This window comes from Rhizobium sp. BIGb0125, assembly GCF_024810055.1.
Classification (GTDB): domain Bacteria; phylum Pseudomonadota; class Alphaproteobacteria; order Rhizobiales; family Rhizobiaceae; genus Agrobacterium.
The window spans coordinates 158014-175085 of record NZ_JANUDV010000004.1 but is presented as its reverse complement, the minus strand read 5'-3'; the positions used below and the strand labels follow the sequence as shown (position 1 = coordinate 175085).

Sequence of the window (17072 nt, the reverse complement as noted above, 5' to 3'; positions counted from 1 at the left end):
CTTAACCGCCCTTGACTGCGCCTGCCGTCAAACCAGCAACAATCTGCTTTTGTGCAAACATTGTCAGCAGAAGAACTGGCAGGGTCACAATCAGCGCAGCCGCTGCAAGTGGTCCCCAACTGACCTGCTCAAAGGACAGCATGTTGTAAACGGCAACCGGCAAAGTACGGGTCTCACGGCTCGCAAGGACAATACCGAAGACGAAATTGTTCCATGAGAAGATCAGCGCCAGAATGAACGACACCACGATACCCGGCTTGGCAATCGGCAAGGCAACCAGACGGAACACCTGCCATGAACTTGCGCCGTCAATGCTGGCGGCCTCTTCCAATTCCATGGGCGTCGTTTCGAAGTAACCAATCATGATCCAGACCACGATTGGCACAGTTACCACCAGGTGAATGATGATCTGCGGCCATAGGGTACCGAGCAGGTTTAGCCATTGGAACAGCAGAAACAGCGGAATGAGGAACGACAGGCCGGGTGTCATACGGGCGATCATGATGACAACCGCCGACTTTTCGGCCTTTAACCGGGCGATGCCGTAACCAGCCGGCACACCGATGAGCAGTGCCAAGATTGTCGCAGCACCTGTCACCAGCACGGAATTCCAGAAATACAGCAGAAAGTTATTCTCTTCAAAAACCTTGGCATAGTTCGACCATGCGATGTTTTCTGGAATAAGAATGGGCGGGTATGCGCCGTTGTCGATTTCATATTTAAGTGACAGCGATATCATCCAAAGAAAGAATAGAATGACAGGCGACACTATCACAACGGCCACGAATAACATGCCGATGCTGTCGAGTGTTTTGCGTCTCATCAGCGTCCCTCCGCATTAGACCAGTTTGCACGCTGGCGTGCCATCAGAAGCACAAAGGAAAGCGCGATAATGACCAGGAAGAAAACCACTGCCATGGCAGAGCCATAACCAATGTCGTAATAGGCAAAGGCCGTATTATAGAGATAGATGTTGATCGTTTCTGAAGCCGTGCCCGGACCACCCTGTGTCATCGCATAGATGATGTCGAAGCTTTTCACGGCATCAATCGAGCGGATGATGACAGCGATAATCAGGAACGGCGCAATCATCGGCAATGTCAGAAAACGGAACTTCTGCCAGGCATTTGCGCCATCGATTTCAGCGCTTTCATAGGGCTCGCGTGGCACGGCCGCCAAACCACCAAGCACAATCAGCATAACAAGCGGTGTCCACTGCCATGTTTCTACCAGAACCAGCGATGGAATAACCGTCGACTGGTTATAGATCCATTCCTGCGCACCAATACCGATGAAGGACAGCAGATAATTGAGTACACCAAGCTGCGGGTGGAACATCATTGTCCAGACCAAAGCCACAGCAACCGGTGTTGCCATCATTGGCATGACGAACACGCCACGAAGCAAACCACGCAGCGGGAATTTTGCATCGAAGACAAGAGCCGCAAGTGTGCCGAGAAACAGCGGTAAAACGACAGAAAGTACTGTGTAGACCGTCGTATGCCAGAGGGATTCCCAGAAGCGCATATCCTGGGCCAGCCGCACATAATTGGCAAAACCGGCAAAGACCCGTTCCTGGCCGAGTGTCCAGCTATTGACGCTCATCCACAGGGTGAAGGCCCAGGGAAAAACAATCACGGCCGCAACGACCACTAGGGCGGGAAGAACGAAAGGCCAGTAATTGGGAGCAAGCCTTGAAGGCTTGCTCTTTTTTACCTGTTTGCCTTGCGTCATCGTATTATCGATGCTCACGGCTGTCATTACCCCTCGCTACGTGCCAGTACGGGTTCGAACTGGGCTGTTGCGTTCTTCAGTTCAGCGGCCGGATCAGCGCCGCCAATCATATTGGTAAGCGCAACACCATAGATGTCACGGAATTCCGTCACCGGAATGATGACCGGCAGAGCCAGCTTGGATACCTTGCCTGAGCCGGAAACGGCATCAAGCCATGCACTTGGCATTTTCACGCCTTCACGCACCTTGGCATCTTCAAGAATGGACTGGCGGAACGGTACACCGGCGCCGGCCTGCAGCAGGCGGGCACCCATTTCATGCGAAATCGCCCATTGGCAGAACAGGTAAGCTGCTTCTTTTTTGGTGCTGGCCTCGGTCACGCCAAGGCCATCACCGAAGGTACCGGCAGCCTGTGTCGCTGGTCCCTTTGGCATGACACCATAACCGACCTTGCCAACAACGCGGGACTTCTGCGGATCTTCAATTGGCGGTGCAAAACCAACGCCGTCGAACCACATGCCGACCTTGCCCTGCAGGAAGGCCGACTGTGCTTCCGCCCAATTGAAGCCGGATATACCTGGAGGTGCCGCCTTGGTCATCAGACGCTGATAAAGCGTTGCCGCCTCGACCGCTTCTTTGGAGGTCGTCTGCAGTTTTCCATCAGCATCAATAGGACCGGAACCGTAGCCCAGCAACAGCGACGTCCAGACCGGCGTGTTGGCGTTTTTCAGACCGCGCGCAACGAAACCATAAGTGTTTGTCGATGGGTCCGTGATCTTTTCAGCAGCATCGACCAGTTCCTCAAAGGTCGTAGGATAGGAAAGCCCCTTCTGCTCGAACAATTCCTTGTTCCAGTAGACAATCCAGTAATCCACCGAGAATGGCAGCGAACGCAGGACCCCGTTGGAATCCTTGGCAAACAACATGCCGGCCTCAGCAAAATCGCTTTCCACAAGTGATGGATCGGTCAGCGACGGATCTTTCAGGAAACCGCTGATATCAGCCAGCCAGCCGCCCTTTTCGAACTGGCGCTTCTGAACGTGGTAGCTGAGGTGCACAACGTCGAAGCTTGGCTTACCTGTGCTGAGCTCGATAACCGTCTTCTGGCGCTGCTGCTGCTCAGGAGTGGCTTCGGCGTTGACCTTGATGCCGGTCAGCTCTTCGAATTCCTTGAGATGCTTGATCAACGTCTCACTGCGTGGACTTTTGACGAGATTGACTTCCAGCGTGGTGCCAGAGAATTTCTTCCAGTCCACTGCAGCCGATGCTGTGCGTGCGCCAAGCAGGGCTGCGCTACCAAAGGCAGCACTTGCCGCCAAAAACGTACGGCGGGTTGGTCTCAATAATGACGATGTCATGCCAGTCCTCCTCTTATTGCCGTACAACTCCTCCGCACGGCTTGCTTCTCATATCCTAAAGGCCTGTTAAGCCCCGATTATATTGCCAGTGAACGATCCCTCGCATTGTTAATATGTGCGGTCAGGTTCTGCACCGCCTCTTCGGCATTGCGCTTTTCAATTGCTTCAAGCACGGCCAGATGTTCCCCCATAACCGGCCCGACACGTCCATCGATGCGGAAACGCTCCTGATTGATGAGGCGCATCTTGATCGAATTGACGCGGTAAGCATTCGAAATGATCGAATTGCCCATCGCATCCACAAAGGCATTATGCATGCCCCAGTCCGTTGCCTGTGCCCGCTGTTCCAACTCGGCAGACGCGCCCTTTTCCTGAAGTTCCGCCGCAATATCCCGATGCAGCTTCAGCAAATGCTGAACGGCTTCATCGCTGGCAGAATGCGTAAACAGCGCCACGGCCTCACGCTCCAACAGAATTCTGAACTGGAAGGCCTCACGGATGAGGTTGATATCGATATGGGCAATTTGCAGTCCACGTTGCGGAACGGTTTTTATCAAACCTTCCGCCTCAAGCCGCGGAATAAGCTCGCGGATCGCTCCCAGCGTCAGTCCCGTCAGACCAACAAGTTGCCGTTGCGAGATGAACTGCCCCGGGCGGACGTCACGAGCGAGCAGATGGCGCGTGAAGCTTTCATACGCCTTTTCCCTCAGAGTGATCTGCTCGCCGGTTTCGTCCATGCAATCCTCTAACCTTGCCGTCAATCAAGCCGCTTTTGATGAAAAAAGCCCATCAAAAACCTGCCCAATCTTCTCCCGTTCCTCGGATGGAATCGTTACAAGTGGCGGTCTTACGTGGTGCCATACCGCGTCACCCGTCGTGCGGGCAACCAGTACTTTCACCGCAGGCGTGACCGGATACTTCAAAATTTCCACAACGAGATCAACGACGCGCTGATCTTCCTTGCCATCGACGGCCATAGCACGAATTTCCTGCGGCATGACATTTGCCATGCCCGAAATCGCACCCTTGCCACCAAGGCGCGTGCCCTGGGCAAGATGTCGCTCATCACCGATCAGAATGATCAGGTCTGCATGTTCTTTCAAAAGACGCTCCGTATGTGCCCAGTCACCACCGGAATCCTTCACACCGGTCACGACGCCCGGAAAGGCCTTGCGCAACCGGCCAACCAGCTCGACCGAAAGCTTCACCATCGTTACCGACGGAATGTTGTAAACGATAACGTCCCTTGCTTTGCTGCCAAGCTGTTCAAACACCTTGGAGAACCACTCAAACAGGCCGTCGTCAGACACGTTCTTGAAGTAGGATGGCGGCGCCAACAGAACATTGCGCGCTCCGGCATCCAGAGCCTGCGCCGACTGATCCGCTGCATCTTCAGCAGAATCAACAAGCACACCAGCCACAAATTGACGGCCAGAAATGCCCGCATCTGCAAACGCCTTGAGGACCGCACCGCGTTCGCGGCTGCCGATTGAACTTCCCTCACCTGTTGTGCCGAACAGCGTGACACTGTCGCAGCCCGACGCCAGGCAGTTCTTGGCATGCTGCGTCATGGTTGCGAAAGCAATGTTGCCTGCTTCATCAAAAGGCGTCGTGAGAGCCGCCGAAAGGCCGAAAGCTGTTGTCAATTGAATGCTCCTCCAGTCTGATAGCAGCAATATATTCAGGTAACATGTCAGTTGTAAACACAATAATTGTTTGCCTGTGGACGAATGATATGACAGGCATTTTGCGAATAAGAAATTATTCGTTACCGGTTGTTTATGTTTCTATTTTCAGCGCAGGTAATTAATGCGATGCTGTAATATCTCTGGCACCGGCGAGCTGTGGCCAATCATAAAGGCGCAATTGAATTGATGTGGTTTCCTCGTTTTGACGTAAGGCACATGATAGTAGAAAGCCCGGTTAAGCTGTCCAGGCTTGCTGTCACAGCATTGATTTGGGGTTGCGCCATGATGACGCCAACACACGCCCAGGATAACGCCAAGCCACTGCGGATAGTTTCCTTTGGAACATCCCTGACCAATCAGGGTGGCTGGCAGGTGCCGTTACAGACCTCACTCGCCTCATGCCTCAATCGGCAAGTTGAAGTGCTCAAGGTTGCTCAAAGCGGCGGCACATCAGACTGGGCCGTTTCGCATGTCGATGATGTTGTTCGACTTGCGCCGGACATTGTGCTGATTGAGTTTTATGCCAATGACGCAGCCATCAACCGTTTGATGACGCGTGATCGCAGCCGCACGAACATCGCACTTGTTTTTGATCGTCTCAAAAAAGAACTGCCGGCGACCCGGGTGATCATGACACGCATGAACCCGGTTTCCGGAATGCGCGGATCGATGCGCCCATTACTGGAATGGTATATCGACATGCAACGCAACGAGGCACTTGCCCGTGGTTATGAATATGTCGACTATTATCCCGGATGGTCCAAAATGACAAAAAATGAGCTGGAATCCGCCATTCCTGACGGATTACACCCCCGGCCCGAAGCCGTTGCCCGCATCGTCACATCGATCATGACGCCTTATCTTTGCAAGGGAAATGGCTAAAAGCCATTCCCCCTACATCACTTGCCCGGCCAAGGCTTTGGGTTTGAACGTCTTCCGCGCTGCTCCAAAGATGAACAGGCCCCAGACCGCAATGGAGGCGACGCCGAGAACGGCAGCGATGGGTCGTTCAAAAAGCCCAAACACATTGCCATTGGTGATGATCATTGACGTCGTGAAGTTCTGTTCGACCAGAGGGCCAAGAACGATACCCAGGATAACCGGCGCCATGGCAAAGCCGGACTTCTCCATAAAGAACGCCATCACACCCAGCACCAGCATGATCGTTACGCCAAACATCGTGTTGTTGATGGAGTAGGACCCAACAACGCAGAACAACAGAATGGCGGCGTTCAGCAGCGCACGGGGTACTTCAAATATCCACCGTGCTGAACGAGCCGCAACATATCCAAGCGGCAGCATCAGAATATTGGCAATCACAAACACCAGCATGACCGCGTAGAAGTTTTGCGGATTGGTGGTCAGCAACTGCGGTCCTGGCTCCATGCCCTTCATGACCAGGACGCCAACGGCGATCGCTGTCACGGCATCACCGGGAATACCGAATACCATGGCCGGAATCCATGAGGCACTGAGCGCCGCATTGTTAGTAGCGCCCGCCTCGACAAGGCCCTCCGGATGGCCCTTACCAAACAGCTCAGGGTTTTTGGAGGTTTTCTTGGCCAGTGAATAGGTTACCCAGGCAGCAAGGTCGCCGCCGACACCCGGCAAAGCGCCGATAAGACTACCGATGATTGAACCGCGAACCTGATTTTTGCGATATTTCCACAGGCAGGCCATAACGCCCTTGAACGGGTTGCGCACATTGGCCTGTGGAATGTCCAGCCTGAAGCGACGCCCGGTACGCATGACTTCCGCCAGGGCAAACATACCAATCATCGCCGGAATGAAACTGATACCACCCGTCAGTTCAGACACACCAAATGTAAAACGTGGCGTGCCGGTCAGCGGATCAACACCGACTTGCGAAATCATCAGACCGAGAAGCAATGAAAGTGCGCCTTTCGCAACGCCACCGGAGGAAATCAGGGCAGCACAGCTTAGGCCCAGTACCGCCAGCCAGAAATATTCAAAGCTGGAAAAACCAAGTGCAAACTTTGCCAAGGCTGGCGCGGTGAACATCAGGAATACAAAGCCGAACAGGCCGCCTAGGACCGAGCCGATAACGCCGATACCAATCGCAAGTCCCGCCTGTCCCTTCTGGGCCATGCGATAGGAATCTTCGACGTATGCGGCAGAGGCGGGAGTACCTGGAATGCGAAGCAGCGTCCCGGGCAAATCGCCAGCAGTGATTGCCATCGCTGTTGAGGAAATAATGGCCGCAATGGCCGGTATCGGCGACATGTAAAATGTCAGCGGCACCAGCAAGGCGGTTGCCATTGTCGCCGTCAGACCGGGAAGTGCGCCGACAAACAGGCCGAATATTGACGACGCGACGATGACAAGCAACGTCTCAAGATTGAAGACGAGAAAATAGGCCTCAATAAATGCATTCATGGCTCAACCCCACATCGCGACCGGCACCGGCACACGTAATCCATAAACAAACAGCGCATAGGTCAGTCCGGTCATGACCAATGCGAAAATGATCGCCTGCAACCATCCGCCGCCACCCAGCAACACCATCGCAAAAACGAAAATGGAGGCTGTGATGAGAAACCCGAGAACAGGCATAAGCAGGATCAATGCAAGGATCGCTAACAACAACAGCGGGTTATAAAGCCGGTCGATGAGAGTTATCGGTCCACCGTCATCTTCGGCTGGTTCGTCCACGGCCAGCTCATCAGAAGCATCCGTGCCACGTCCCATCCACGTCTGGGCATGCATAACAAGGCCAAAGAACAGCATACCGGCACCGGTAATGGCCGGAAATAAACCAGGCCCAACCGCCATGCCCGGCATGGCTTTCAGCTCCATGGAGCCGATGAGCACATAGGCGCCAACCAGCGCGAACAGAATGGATATTACAAGATCAAGTCGATTGACCGTCGTCATACGCGGTCTCCTTCTGCACGTGTTCGCAGGGACAGTCGGCATAGCAACGCGTGATGCTGAACACTGTCAGCGTTCCCATGACGTATCGTTTAAGAGAAGATGAGCGGCCGACTTCCGGCCGCTCGTAAACCCGATTAATTGGCTTTGATACCGGCGGATTTGATCGCAGCGCCGAACGCGTCATCACGCTGCTTCAGGTAGGTTTCGAAGTCAGCCCCGCCCTTCCAGTTGACTCCAAAATTGCGACCATCCATGAAGGTTTTGAAATCATTGCTGGTAACGATCTCTTCCAATGCGGAGGCCAGCTTTGCCTGGACGTCCTCGGGAATGCCCTTTGGAGCCGCAACGCCACGCCAGCCGGAGACAGCAAACTCGATACCGGCCGCTTCGCTGATTGGCGGCACGTCCGGGTTTTTCTCGTTCCGCTCGTTTCCGAGATAGGCAAGCGGTCGGATCTCACCCGCATCGACCAATGCCTTGGCTTCCGGGAACTGGGAAACAGCTACATTGATGGCATTAGACGCCAGCAATTGCAGCGACACGGTGGCACCATCCGTTGGCACCCAAAAGGCTTTTTCTGCCGGCGCACCCAAAAGCTGCACCAGACTTACCCAGGCGATGTGGTTATTGCCGCCGAAATTGGCGCCGCTTGCCTTGATGGTGGATGGATCCGCCTTGATGGCAGCAATCAGGTCATCAATGGTTTTATAGGGTGAATCTGCCCGTACAAAAATTGCAGACGGATCAGCATTATAAAGGCCGATCGGTGTGAAATCTTCGTAGGATATATCGGACGAGCCAACCGATTTGTACATGGACAGTTCGGTCGTGATGATACCGATCGTATACCCATCAGATTTGAGGTTTTTGAGTTCCTGGTGACCAACAATGCCGCCACCGCCGGTGCGGTTGACCACCGTGATGGGCTGCTTCAGTTTCTCTTCCAGCATCGTTGCAATGATGCGGCCCGTGGCATCCGTTCCGCCGCCGGCAGCCCATGGGATGATCATGGTGATCGCGCGCTCAGGATATTCCGCAAACGCCTGACCGGACAAAGCAACGACGGCACATGCCGCCAGAGCAGCTTTCTTAAAAAATGACATTGGTTCTCCTCCCGAATAGGCCGCCTCCACGCAGCCGTTTAAGTTCAGGGCGCTGGGGCGCCCCGCAGTCCTTTGCTCAGACTTTGATCAAACCGGCCCGGTTGAACCGACTGGCCAAACATCCCTCAGCTTTTCACCGGAAAGGATGCGTTCACGGCACGCGGCCTCGCCCTCGCCATTGCGATCCGCCTCATCAGCAATGACCGCAACCAGTTCCTGAGGAATGACCACCACACCGGAAATGTCTGCAAAAATCACATCGCCCGGCCTCACCTTCACACCCTTGATGTCGAGTTCGACCTGCGCTTCCGTCGGCTCCATACGACCTGAAACACCAACCGGGCTGACACCACGCCCAAACAGCGGGTAGTCGAGCTTGCGGACTTCGGCCAGATCACGCACGGTGCCGTGCACGATGGTTGCCGCAGCACCAGCGGTTTTTGCGCCCGTAGACATCAATTCACCTGTGCCAGAACCCTCTGCGCAGGAAGCATCCACCAGAATGATGCCGCCTTTCACCACAGCATCGATCGCGCCGTGATAGACATCCTGCGGCTGCCCCTTACGGGTACTCGGTGTATAACGCACCGTCGACACCGGGCCACAAACCACCTGACCTGGCTTGAGAACACCGTGAAGCGTTATGCCGTCGAGAAAGCCGTAAAAACCATGATTGTCCATCACGTCATGGATATCGCCGGAGTACCAACGAGACAGCCGCTTGATCGCATCCCAGTTCACGTTGTTGTAGTCATAGGCACTCATTCAGATTTTTCCTCCCGTTTACCGGATCTGCTCATGGCCTGTTCGAGATAGGCCATACTGTTATCGATATGTTCACGCATTGCAGAACGGGCGCCCTCAACGTTGCCACTGCGGATCAGCGTGTAGATGTTTTCGTGCTCAGCCAAACCATCGGCCAAGGTTTTGCGCGGTACGCGACTGGCCACCTTGATGACCCCGGCAATCAGAGTGTGCAGATTGCCGTGAAGCGACGATAAGATTTCATTGCCAAGCGACTGAACCAGTGCCCGGTGAAATGACGCATCACCTTCGGTGAACTGCGAAAAATCATTGTTGCGCACCGAGTTACGCATGGCATCAAGGGAGGCTAGGACCGCTTCCGAAAGCTGCCCTTCTCCGGCAGCAATCCGTCCAACCACTTCCAGTTCGATCATGCGCCGCACATCCATGGCCTGCACGAGATAGGCCGTGTCGCGTGCAAAAAGCGAACCGACTGATGCAACGAGCGATTCCATGAACTGCCCGACATCGTCACGCACCACTTCCGCACGTTCACCGTGACGGCGGCGTACCAAGCCTCTCGTTTCAAGGATTTGCAGCGCCTCACGCACCGAACGCGTGCTGACACCAAAGTTGCGAGCAAGCTCTGCCTCCGAAGAAAGCCGCTCTCCCACCTGCAATTCGCCGGTCAGGATGCGGGTTTCAATATCCGCGACCACCTGCATATGCAGCTTGCCGCGATCAGGTGCAGAGATTGCCGTTGCGTTTACCATGCAGTGAACCCACCATCGACCACGACGTTAGAGCCGGTCATGTACGTTGAAGCATCGGAAGCCAGGAAGCGGATAACACCGTTATACTCACCCTTCTCCGCTTGGCGTCCCAAAGGCACGCGCTCCAGAAATGCGTCGACAAACTCCTTATCGAAGCTGCCGGTCTTGACACCACCAAACGAAATGAGATTGCAACGCACATTTCTTGGCGCCCAATAGGTGGCCACATAACGTGTCAGATTAAGCAATCCGGACTTCGAGGCCGCGTAGGACACCGCCTTGATGAAGGGGACGCCGTCGCGTTTTTCGCGGTAGGCATAAAGCGCCTGATTTGGCGAAACCATGCCGTAGATGGAACCGACATTGATGATGCTGCCGCGGCCAGCCTCCGCCATGCGCGCACCGACAACCTGCGAACACAACATCACGCCGGTCAGGTTCACATCAATGATCTCATCCCAGTACTTCTGGGGATAGCTTTCGAAGGGACCGTTCTGATCTGCCGCGCCGTTTGGCTTGCTGTCAATGCCGGCATTATTGACCAGAGCGTGCGGCACGCCCCATTCCGCGCACAGAGCGTCGGTTGCCGCCTCAAGCGCCTCCTTGTCAGTGACACTCGCAACATAGACCTTCAGGCGACCGCCATGGTTTGGGAATTTTTCGTCAATCGCCGCAGCGTCAATCGGCCGGCGGCTGTAAATGGCAACCTTCGCGCCAGCGCTCAAAAGCGATGAGGCAAACTCTGTCCCCAACTGGCCAAGACCACCGGTTACAACAATCACCTTGCCCTCAACGCTAAACAGATCAGTCATAAAGCTCCTCCTCTTCTTAACTCATGACATATGTCATATGTCATGAGTAGTCAAATCGAATTTAGCCGATACTCACGACATGACAATTTGTCGCCGTATCCAACCAAAGCAACGCGCTTAGTGATTAAGAGGAGGAAGAGAGAGAGAGCACAACTCATTGCCGCACCACGCAACAACGTTTTCGGTGAAGGCATGCGAGGATCAAGGACACCTTATTCCGCAGCACCTTCAACTATGAGCAGAGCCCCCCCCGCGCGCGCCCAATTCGACAGGGACGACACCAGGATTGGTTGCCCTGACACCAGACAAAGAAACAGCGCGCCGCATCACCATCTTGGCCAAGCGCCCGCAACGTACCCCAGGGCATTGCGCACCACACAGTTGAAGAAGCCACAAAAAAAGGCGGCCCACATGCGTGAAAGCCACCTTTTACGAAGTCAAATCAGCGACAATTACTGCTGTCAAATCAAACAGAAGCCCTGCGACCACACCATCAGCTGGAAGAACAGAACACCCTTTAAACGAAGCTTCCCTTCGTGTCGCGGCTCCAGCGGCTCATCACGTCATTGAGCGTCTCAGGGAATTGGAATTCGTTTTGCTTCAGCCAGTCAGGATAGATATCAGTCGAGCGAACCAACTTCGTCACACGCTCTGGGTGAATGCCGACCTTCGACAAACCAAGCGACTTGATAAGCGTTGCGGCAGATGAGACAGCGCCACGCGGCACCATATATTCCCGCGCAGTTGGGAAGTGATCCTTGATAAGGACCGACACAATTTCTTCCAGCGTATATCTGCCGGGATAAGCGCCATTAAACAAAACAAACTTGTCCTCTTTCGCTTCAGCAAAGAGAATAGCGTTTATGAGGTCCTCAACGTAAATACATGCTTTAATTGTATTTTTTCGACCAGGATAAATAAAGAAGCCTTTTTTTAGCAACTGCGCAAGACGCGTGAAATTTCCACCCTCACCCTGACCAAACACCACTGCTGGGCGCACGATAACCAGCTTATTATCAGCCGCACGATCGAGCCAGGCCAAATGGATCTTTTCAGACAGCAACTTCGAGTGCCCGTAATCAGACTGAGGCGCAGGTACACTGCCCTCGGTCTTCATCTCTTCGCTCGGCCCATAGACAGAAATAGAACTGGTAAAGGTGATTTTTTTTACACCATTCTGCTCTGCAAACTTGGTGATCTCGTTGGCACCAGCGACATTCGCAGAGTAGTACTCATAGGGCTGATGTCCCGGCGTCGTGTGCACAGCGGCAAAATTATATATGTGATCAACCTCAATGCCTGCCTTGAAACCAGACAGATCCCGAACATCAGCCACGCGATAATCAACGTTTGGCAATCTTTCTCTGGGATCTTTTAGATCCAGCGAAATAACTTTTGAGCCCTCAGCAACCAGCCTACGCGTAAGTGTTGTTCCGATGAAACCGGATCCACCTGTCACGAGATATGTTGGCATAGGTTTATGTCCTTAAAAAACTGAATGAAAATCTCTGGCACAAACAATTCAAAAAAAATCTGTTCGATTTTATCTATCTAAATCATATGCAAATTCGAGCGACTGTGAAGCACGATGTCTTGAGCAGGGGCCTGAAATACACACACCAATGTGGCGCAACTGACGAATCTGCACCAACTCCAACTTTTAAGTCCCAATATTTAATATTGTTCAAATTTTGACATTGAGCGCAAATCATCCCATTATCAAAAAACAAGAGCCGAAGAATTCAGTTTTCTAGTACTTCATAAAATGCTCATCACCACCAAACAAGAAGGGCCCAGACCTCCGTCAGAGAAGGCCTGAACCCTGTTTTAAACGCCATAAACTCGAGAGACTCTCATTTTCAAAATGAGGAATTCTCTAAGTCAATCGACAATCACCTAGGCAAAAAGCCTGGGTCAAGCATGACATAGACAACATCCTATTGGAGCACGTCTCAATTAAAGCTATACCAACCTGCCCCGCACAAAAAGTGACGCGGCAGCCCCGCCGCTATCAATAGAAGCCGAAATCGCCCTTGACGAGATCAGCGCCGTTTACGGACTTGATAGCGATGCTATATTCAAGGCCAGTAGCACTGTCGGTCAGCGTGTAAATGCTTAGACCTGGATTGTGAATGCCCGCGTCAGCCGATAGAGCAACATTCTTCACCAATGTCGATTCTGCACCAAAGCCTGTGAAACGAAGGAAATCGTTTCCAGTAGCGCTCCAGCCACCAGCACCCTCAAAGTCCCAGATGTAGTCCTGAGCGCCATGGCCCAGACCAGAATCGAAGTCATTCTTGGAAAATGCGAAAGTGTCGTTGCCAGCGCCACCGTACAGGTAGTCAACTCCCTTACCGCCCATGATGAGATCGTTACCAGCGCCGCCGTCGATACGGTCAGAACCTGCACCACCGTAAATTTTGTCGTTGCCTGCGCCGCCACGAATAACTTCGTTGCCTGCAGTACCGGTAAAAGTATCATCCCCTGGGGTCGGGGTAAAAACTGTTGTTGCCATTTCATTAATCTCCAATTAGAAAATTTAATGGGTAATTAATTATACGTTGCCCAACCTGTGTCAATATCGAAAAGTCAGTTTTGAAGCATTAAGATTAATTTAACCATTGCAACTTGAAACAATCAACAAGTAGCCGGAAAAATAAAATAGATAACATATTATTAAAGTTGCCTACAAGTTCGTAGACTCAAACGAACAACTGGGAAATACCCTCAACAGTTCTACGTTGATTCTGTACCACCACCAAAGAAGCCGCAATCATCACGCTTAAAGCTCTGACAATAAAAATAAAAGCTAGCCGAAGCTCCATCTATGCTGTCGCAATGAATAAATGCGAGCGCAAAGTGTCTGGCAAAGGGGCACCATGACGCTCATAAAAGAGGGTGGTCGTTTTCATCCGTAACAGATGGCAGATCTATCGGACTCTCAGAATGCCCCCAACGCACGAAACAACCGATGCAGTTTAGCCAGTAGATCGGCTTCATGAATTACATTAGCCAATTAAGCGGCGTTATTCCGGCGTCATATCGCCAAGAAAAACCATGCACCAAATTAATAATTGGGTGTATCTGCTCCTAGTCCATGCCAGAAAATGGTGAAATATCGATCAGCAGAGCAAGACACAATAGACAACCGCCGCCCACTAAAATTGACAGCGATGCGGCAGTTGGCATATTTTCAAGCCAATTATCTTACGGTCACCGCGCAATCCGGAAACCAAACATCGACCCGCATTCAAAATTAATGACTTTAAACAATACAACACCGCACCAGCTTACACCTGATACAAACCACAAAAGAACAGTATCTCATAGTGCAAACATTATATTATAGCCTATAAAAATACGGGTATTTACATTGGAAAACAAAAACAAAACTCACGTGAGCACGGAGTTCATTAAACCGCTAATATCTGTAGTGATGGCAAATTATTGTGGCGAGCTATATATTGAGGACGCAATTAATTCGGTCCTGCAGCAAAGCATCAAAGAGATAGAGTTAATCATATCGGACGATGCATCATCTGATCGCAGTGTAGAAATCGTCCGAAACATGATGAAGTCTGACAATAGAATTAGGTTGCTGACATCTGAAATCAATCAAGGTCCAGCAAGGGCTCGGAATAGAGCGCTAAACGAAGTACGCGGTGAATGGGTATCGATCGTTGACTCTGACGACTTGCTACACCCATGCAGGTTTGAAAAACTGTTGCTTGCTGCTGATCATTTTAATGCTGATATCGTCGCTGACGACCTACTCCACTTTAACACTTACGACAGCAACGACGTATCCTTTCTCCTAAGCGGACGGTATTTTTCTCAACCTTTTAATCTAACACTGGACAGTTTTCTTGGCGATCAAGCCCAAAACGCACCTGCGTTCGGCTATTTAAAACCACTGTTTCGTAAAACGATCCTCAAGGGGGTTCGATACGATGAAACTTTGAAAATTGGCGAAGATTATGAATTGGTTTTGCGGCTGCTTATCAAAGGCGCACGATATACCGTCATCCCGCAACCATTTTATCTATATCGACGACACAACAGTTCTATTTCCTATCGATTGTCGGTGAAAGCCGTGGAAGCAATGATTGTCAGCCACGAAAAAATTCGTTCTGCTCACGGACCATTCAGCAATAGCGTCGAAAAAATCTTCGATGCGAACATACGCTCACTCAATAACGCGCTCTTATTTGAGCGTTTCGTTGCCGAAATCAAAGCTCGGCATTTTGTTTCCGGTGCGAAACTGGCGATCCGCCACCCGGGGCTTATCGGGAAATTTGCCAGAATATTTGGTGAACGAACAGCCAAATTACTTAAGCGTCGCGACAAAGTCGCTCCTGAAACCCAAGCAAAAATTACGATTTTTTTTGAAGACACGCAAACGCTCCCCGTCGACCTGACCGCAGCAAATGACTTCGCATTAAAGCACAATTCGACGCTTCTGATCGAAGCGGTTCCTGATTTACAAGACACAGCCACTTTATGGGAAAAACCATACGACGTACAAAAGAAACAACACCAGCGACTGGCCCGTTTCTCGGGCCTGAACACCGTAGCGCTGCTTTACAATAATCCAGCAGGTTACTACTACTCTGGTTTTATCCCTGCACCTGAGAAACGAACCAAACTGACGCCGATCAACAACTAAAGCGCATATACCCGGCGGGCCAAAAGACATAGAGAAAAGCGTTAATTTTCAAATACACCAGAGCCAAAACTAATATTTTAAGACGATTCACAAGGTAAGTAGTCAGTGGTTAATCGCTCAAAATTAAATATTCTTGCTCCTGTAGGTTATCCTTGGGATTTCAGCGGGCCTCGTCATTCAAAAAACAACGTAAAACGCAAACGTTTCGTTCCTTTCAACAGAATAAGAGGTGGACTTGACGGCTTTACGGTGTTCAATCCGGTCGACACATGGTCGTCCGATTTAATTCATGCATTCAACCGCATACCGTTAAACGCCAAAAGATTTGTGATTGGTTACGAGTCTCATCTCCCTCGCTTCTTCGGCAATCATAGCGGTTCATACGAAAAATTTCTGTACGGTCAGCTCCTATCTAGACGTTGCAAGAAGATTGTTGGTATTTCCAGATACGCTCAAAACAACTTCATCGAAGGGTTAGATAACGCCGATCTAAAAGACGAAGAGCGGTCGCTACTGAGGGGAAAACTCGACATACGATATCCCAATATGGATATTCCTGAGTGGAACGACCACGCACCGGTTTGGGAGGGTGAAATCAATCTGACGTTTGTCGGAAATCACTTTTCCAGAAAAGGTGGGTGTACTGTTCTGCGAATGGCAGAGCTGGCTTTCGAACAAAAGCTACCTTATGTTTTTAACATTGTTTCAGCTTTGCAATGCGGTGGCTCCATCTGGACGGACCCATCGCGTGAAGAATTTTACACCCCATATCTTCGGTTGCTCTCGCTACCAAATGTGAGACATCATAAGACGCTACCTAACCCTGAAGTCATGAAGCTGCTGGAGCGTAGCCATTTTTCGTTGCTCACAACCTTCGCAGATACATTTGGCTACAGCGCGATAGAATCTATGGCGAAGGGAACGCCTGTTATTTGCACAAACCAGGGTGCGCTGCCGGAGTTTATCTCGGACGGCGTCAATGGATTTTCGCTGGCACCAGCCACGACCCAAGGCGCACCAGATTGGCGTCCGGACTTTAATAGTCGTGGTAATGCAGATTTCGAGCAGTTATTCGCTGGCAATGTCGAAAGGTTGGCAACCGGCGCAGTAAAGAAGCTGACACAAATCACAAATCCAGATCAATACGCTAACATGCGCAAAGCCGCGCACAACACCGCAAAAGACTTTTTTGATGCAAATACTGCGAGTGCGTATTGGGACGAATTGTATAACGTCGTATTAGACAGAAAATAGAGCTGTATGCAGATTTTTGTGATTGGTTCAACAAGCCTTAGGGGT

16 protein-coding genes are annotated in these 17072 nt (G+C 51.6%); 3 read left to right on the top strand and 13 right to left on the bottom strand.

The window, feature by feature from the left end; genetic code table 11:
* Window position 1 precedes the first annotated feature (1 nt).
* The 5 genes from M2418_RS12535 to M2418_RS12515 form a co-directional block, all read right to left on the bottom strand.
* Window positions 2-823 (bottom strand): carbohydrate ABC transporter permease, encoded by an 822-nt coding sequence (locus M2418_RS12535; RefSeq protein ID WP_259146896.1) that lies wholly within the window; start codon window positions 821-823, stop codon window positions 2-4.
* Window positions 823-1761, bottom strand: coding sequence for a carbohydrate ABC transporter permease (locus M2418_RS12530; RefSeq protein WP_259146894.1), 939 nt, complete (start codon window positions 1759-1761; stop codon window positions 823-825). Before M2418_RS12530 ends, M2418_RS12535 begins: the two co-directional genes overlap by 1 nt.
* Complete coding sequence (locus M2418_RS12525) at window positions 1761-3092, bottom strand: sugar ABC transporter substrate-binding protein (RefSeq protein WP_259146892.1); 1332 nt, start codon at window positions 3090-3092, stop codon at window positions 1761-1763. Before M2418_RS12525 ends, M2418_RS12530 begins: the two co-directional genes overlap by 1 nt.
* 77 nt (window positions 3093-3169) lie before the next feature.
* The gene (locus M2418_RS12520) at window positions 3170-3829 is read right to left on the bottom strand and encodes a GntR family transcriptional regulator (RefSeq protein WP_259146890.1); all 660 of its coding nucleotides are present in this window, start codon (window positions 3827-3829) and stop codon (window positions 3170-3172) included.
* 24 nt (window positions 3830-3853) lie between these two features.
* Entirely contained in the window at window positions 3854-4738 is an 885-nt protein-coding gene (locus tag M2418_RS12515) for a dihydrodipicolinate synthase family protein (protein WP_259146888.1), read from the bottom strand.
* A 324-nt stretch (window positions 4739-5062) separates the two neighbouring features.
* Between M2418_RS12515 and M2418_RS12510 the strand changes: the two genes are divergently transcribed.
* The gene (locus M2418_RS12510; RefSeq protein WP_259146885.1) at window positions 5063-5662 is read left to right on the top strand and encodes an SGNH/GDSL hydrolase family protein; all 600 of its coding nucleotides are present in this window, start codon (window positions 5063-5065) and stop codon (window positions 5660-5662) included.
* Between the two features lie 12 nt (window positions 5663-5674).
* Here M2418_RS12510 and M2418_RS12505 read toward each other — a convergent pair whose 3' ends face one another.
* The 8 genes from M2418_RS12505 to M2418_RS25695 all read right to left on the bottom strand — a co-directional run bounded on the left by M2418_RS12505 (window position 5675) and on the right by M2418_RS25695 (window position 13622).
* Window positions 5675-7177 (bottom strand): tripartite tricarboxylate transporter permease, encoded by a 1503-nt coding sequence (locus M2418_RS12505; RefSeq protein ID WP_259146882.1) that lies wholly within the window; start codon window positions 7175-7177, stop codon window positions 5675-5677.
* A 3-nt stretch (window positions 7178-7180) separates the two neighbouring features.
* Window positions 7181-7675, bottom strand: coding sequence for a tripartite tricarboxylate transporter TctB family protein (locus tag M2418_RS12500; protein WP_259146879.1), 495 nt, complete (start codon window positions 7673-7675; stop codon window positions 7181-7183).
* A 134-nt stretch (window positions 7676-7809) separates the two neighbouring features.
* Window positions 7810-8778: a tripartite tricarboxylate transporter substrate binding protein gene (locus M2418_RS12495; protein ID WP_250985258.1), complete on the bottom strand. Its 969-nt coding sequence runs from the start codon at window positions 8776-8778 to the stop codon at window positions 7810-7812.
* Between the two features lie 87 nt (window positions 8779-8865).
* A complete protein-coding gene (locus M2418_RS12490; protein ID WP_259146877.1) occupies window positions 8866-9543 on the bottom strand; it encodes an RraA family protein in 678 nt (225 codons plus the stop codon).
* Window positions 9540-10295 carry a FadR/GntR family transcriptional regulator gene (locus tag M2418_RS12485; protein ID WP_259146875.1) on the bottom strand — a complete coding sequence of 252 codons (756 nt, stop codon included), beginning with the start codon at window positions 10293-10295 and terminating at the stop codon, window positions 9540-9542. Before M2418_RS12485 ends, M2418_RS12490 begins: the two co-directional genes overlap by 4 nt.
* Window positions 10289-11107 (bottom strand): SDR family oxidoreductase, encoded by an 819-nt coding sequence (locus M2418_RS12480; RefSeq protein WP_259146874.1) that lies wholly within the window; start codon window positions 11105-11107, stop codon window positions 10289-10291. Before M2418_RS12480 ends, M2418_RS12485 begins: the two co-directional genes overlap by 7 nt.
* Window positions 11108-11624: 517 nt before the next feature.
* Window positions 11625-12581 carry an NAD(P)-dependent oxidoreductase gene (locus M2418_RS12475; protein WP_259146872.1) on the bottom strand — a complete coding sequence of 319 codons (957 nt, stop codon included), beginning with the start codon at window positions 12579-12581 and terminating at the stop codon, window positions 11625-11627.
* A gap of 537 nt (window positions 12582-13118) precedes the next feature.
* On the bottom strand, window positions 13119-13622 hold the full coding sequence (locus tag M2418_RS25695; RefSeq protein WP_310503198.1) for a hypothetical protein: 504 nt from the start codon (window positions 13620-13622) through the stop codon (window positions 13119-13121).
* A gap of 858 nt (window positions 13623-14480) precedes the next feature.
* Here M2418_RS25695 and M2418_RS12465 point away from each other — a divergent pair.
* Both M2418_RS12465 and M2418_RS12460 read left to right on the top strand, forming a co-directional pair.
* A complete protein-coding gene (locus M2418_RS12465; protein ID WP_259146871.1) occupies window positions 14481-15773 on the top strand; it encodes a glycosyltransferase family 2 protein in 1293 nt (430 codons plus the stop codon).
* 105 nt (window positions 15774-15878) lie between these two features.
* Entirely contained in the window at window positions 15879-17027 is a 1149-nt protein-coding gene (locus M2418_RS12460) for a glycosyltransferase family 4 protein (RefSeq protein ID WP_259146870.1), read from the top strand.
* The last annotated feature ends 45 nt before the right edge of the window (window positions 17028-17072 follow it).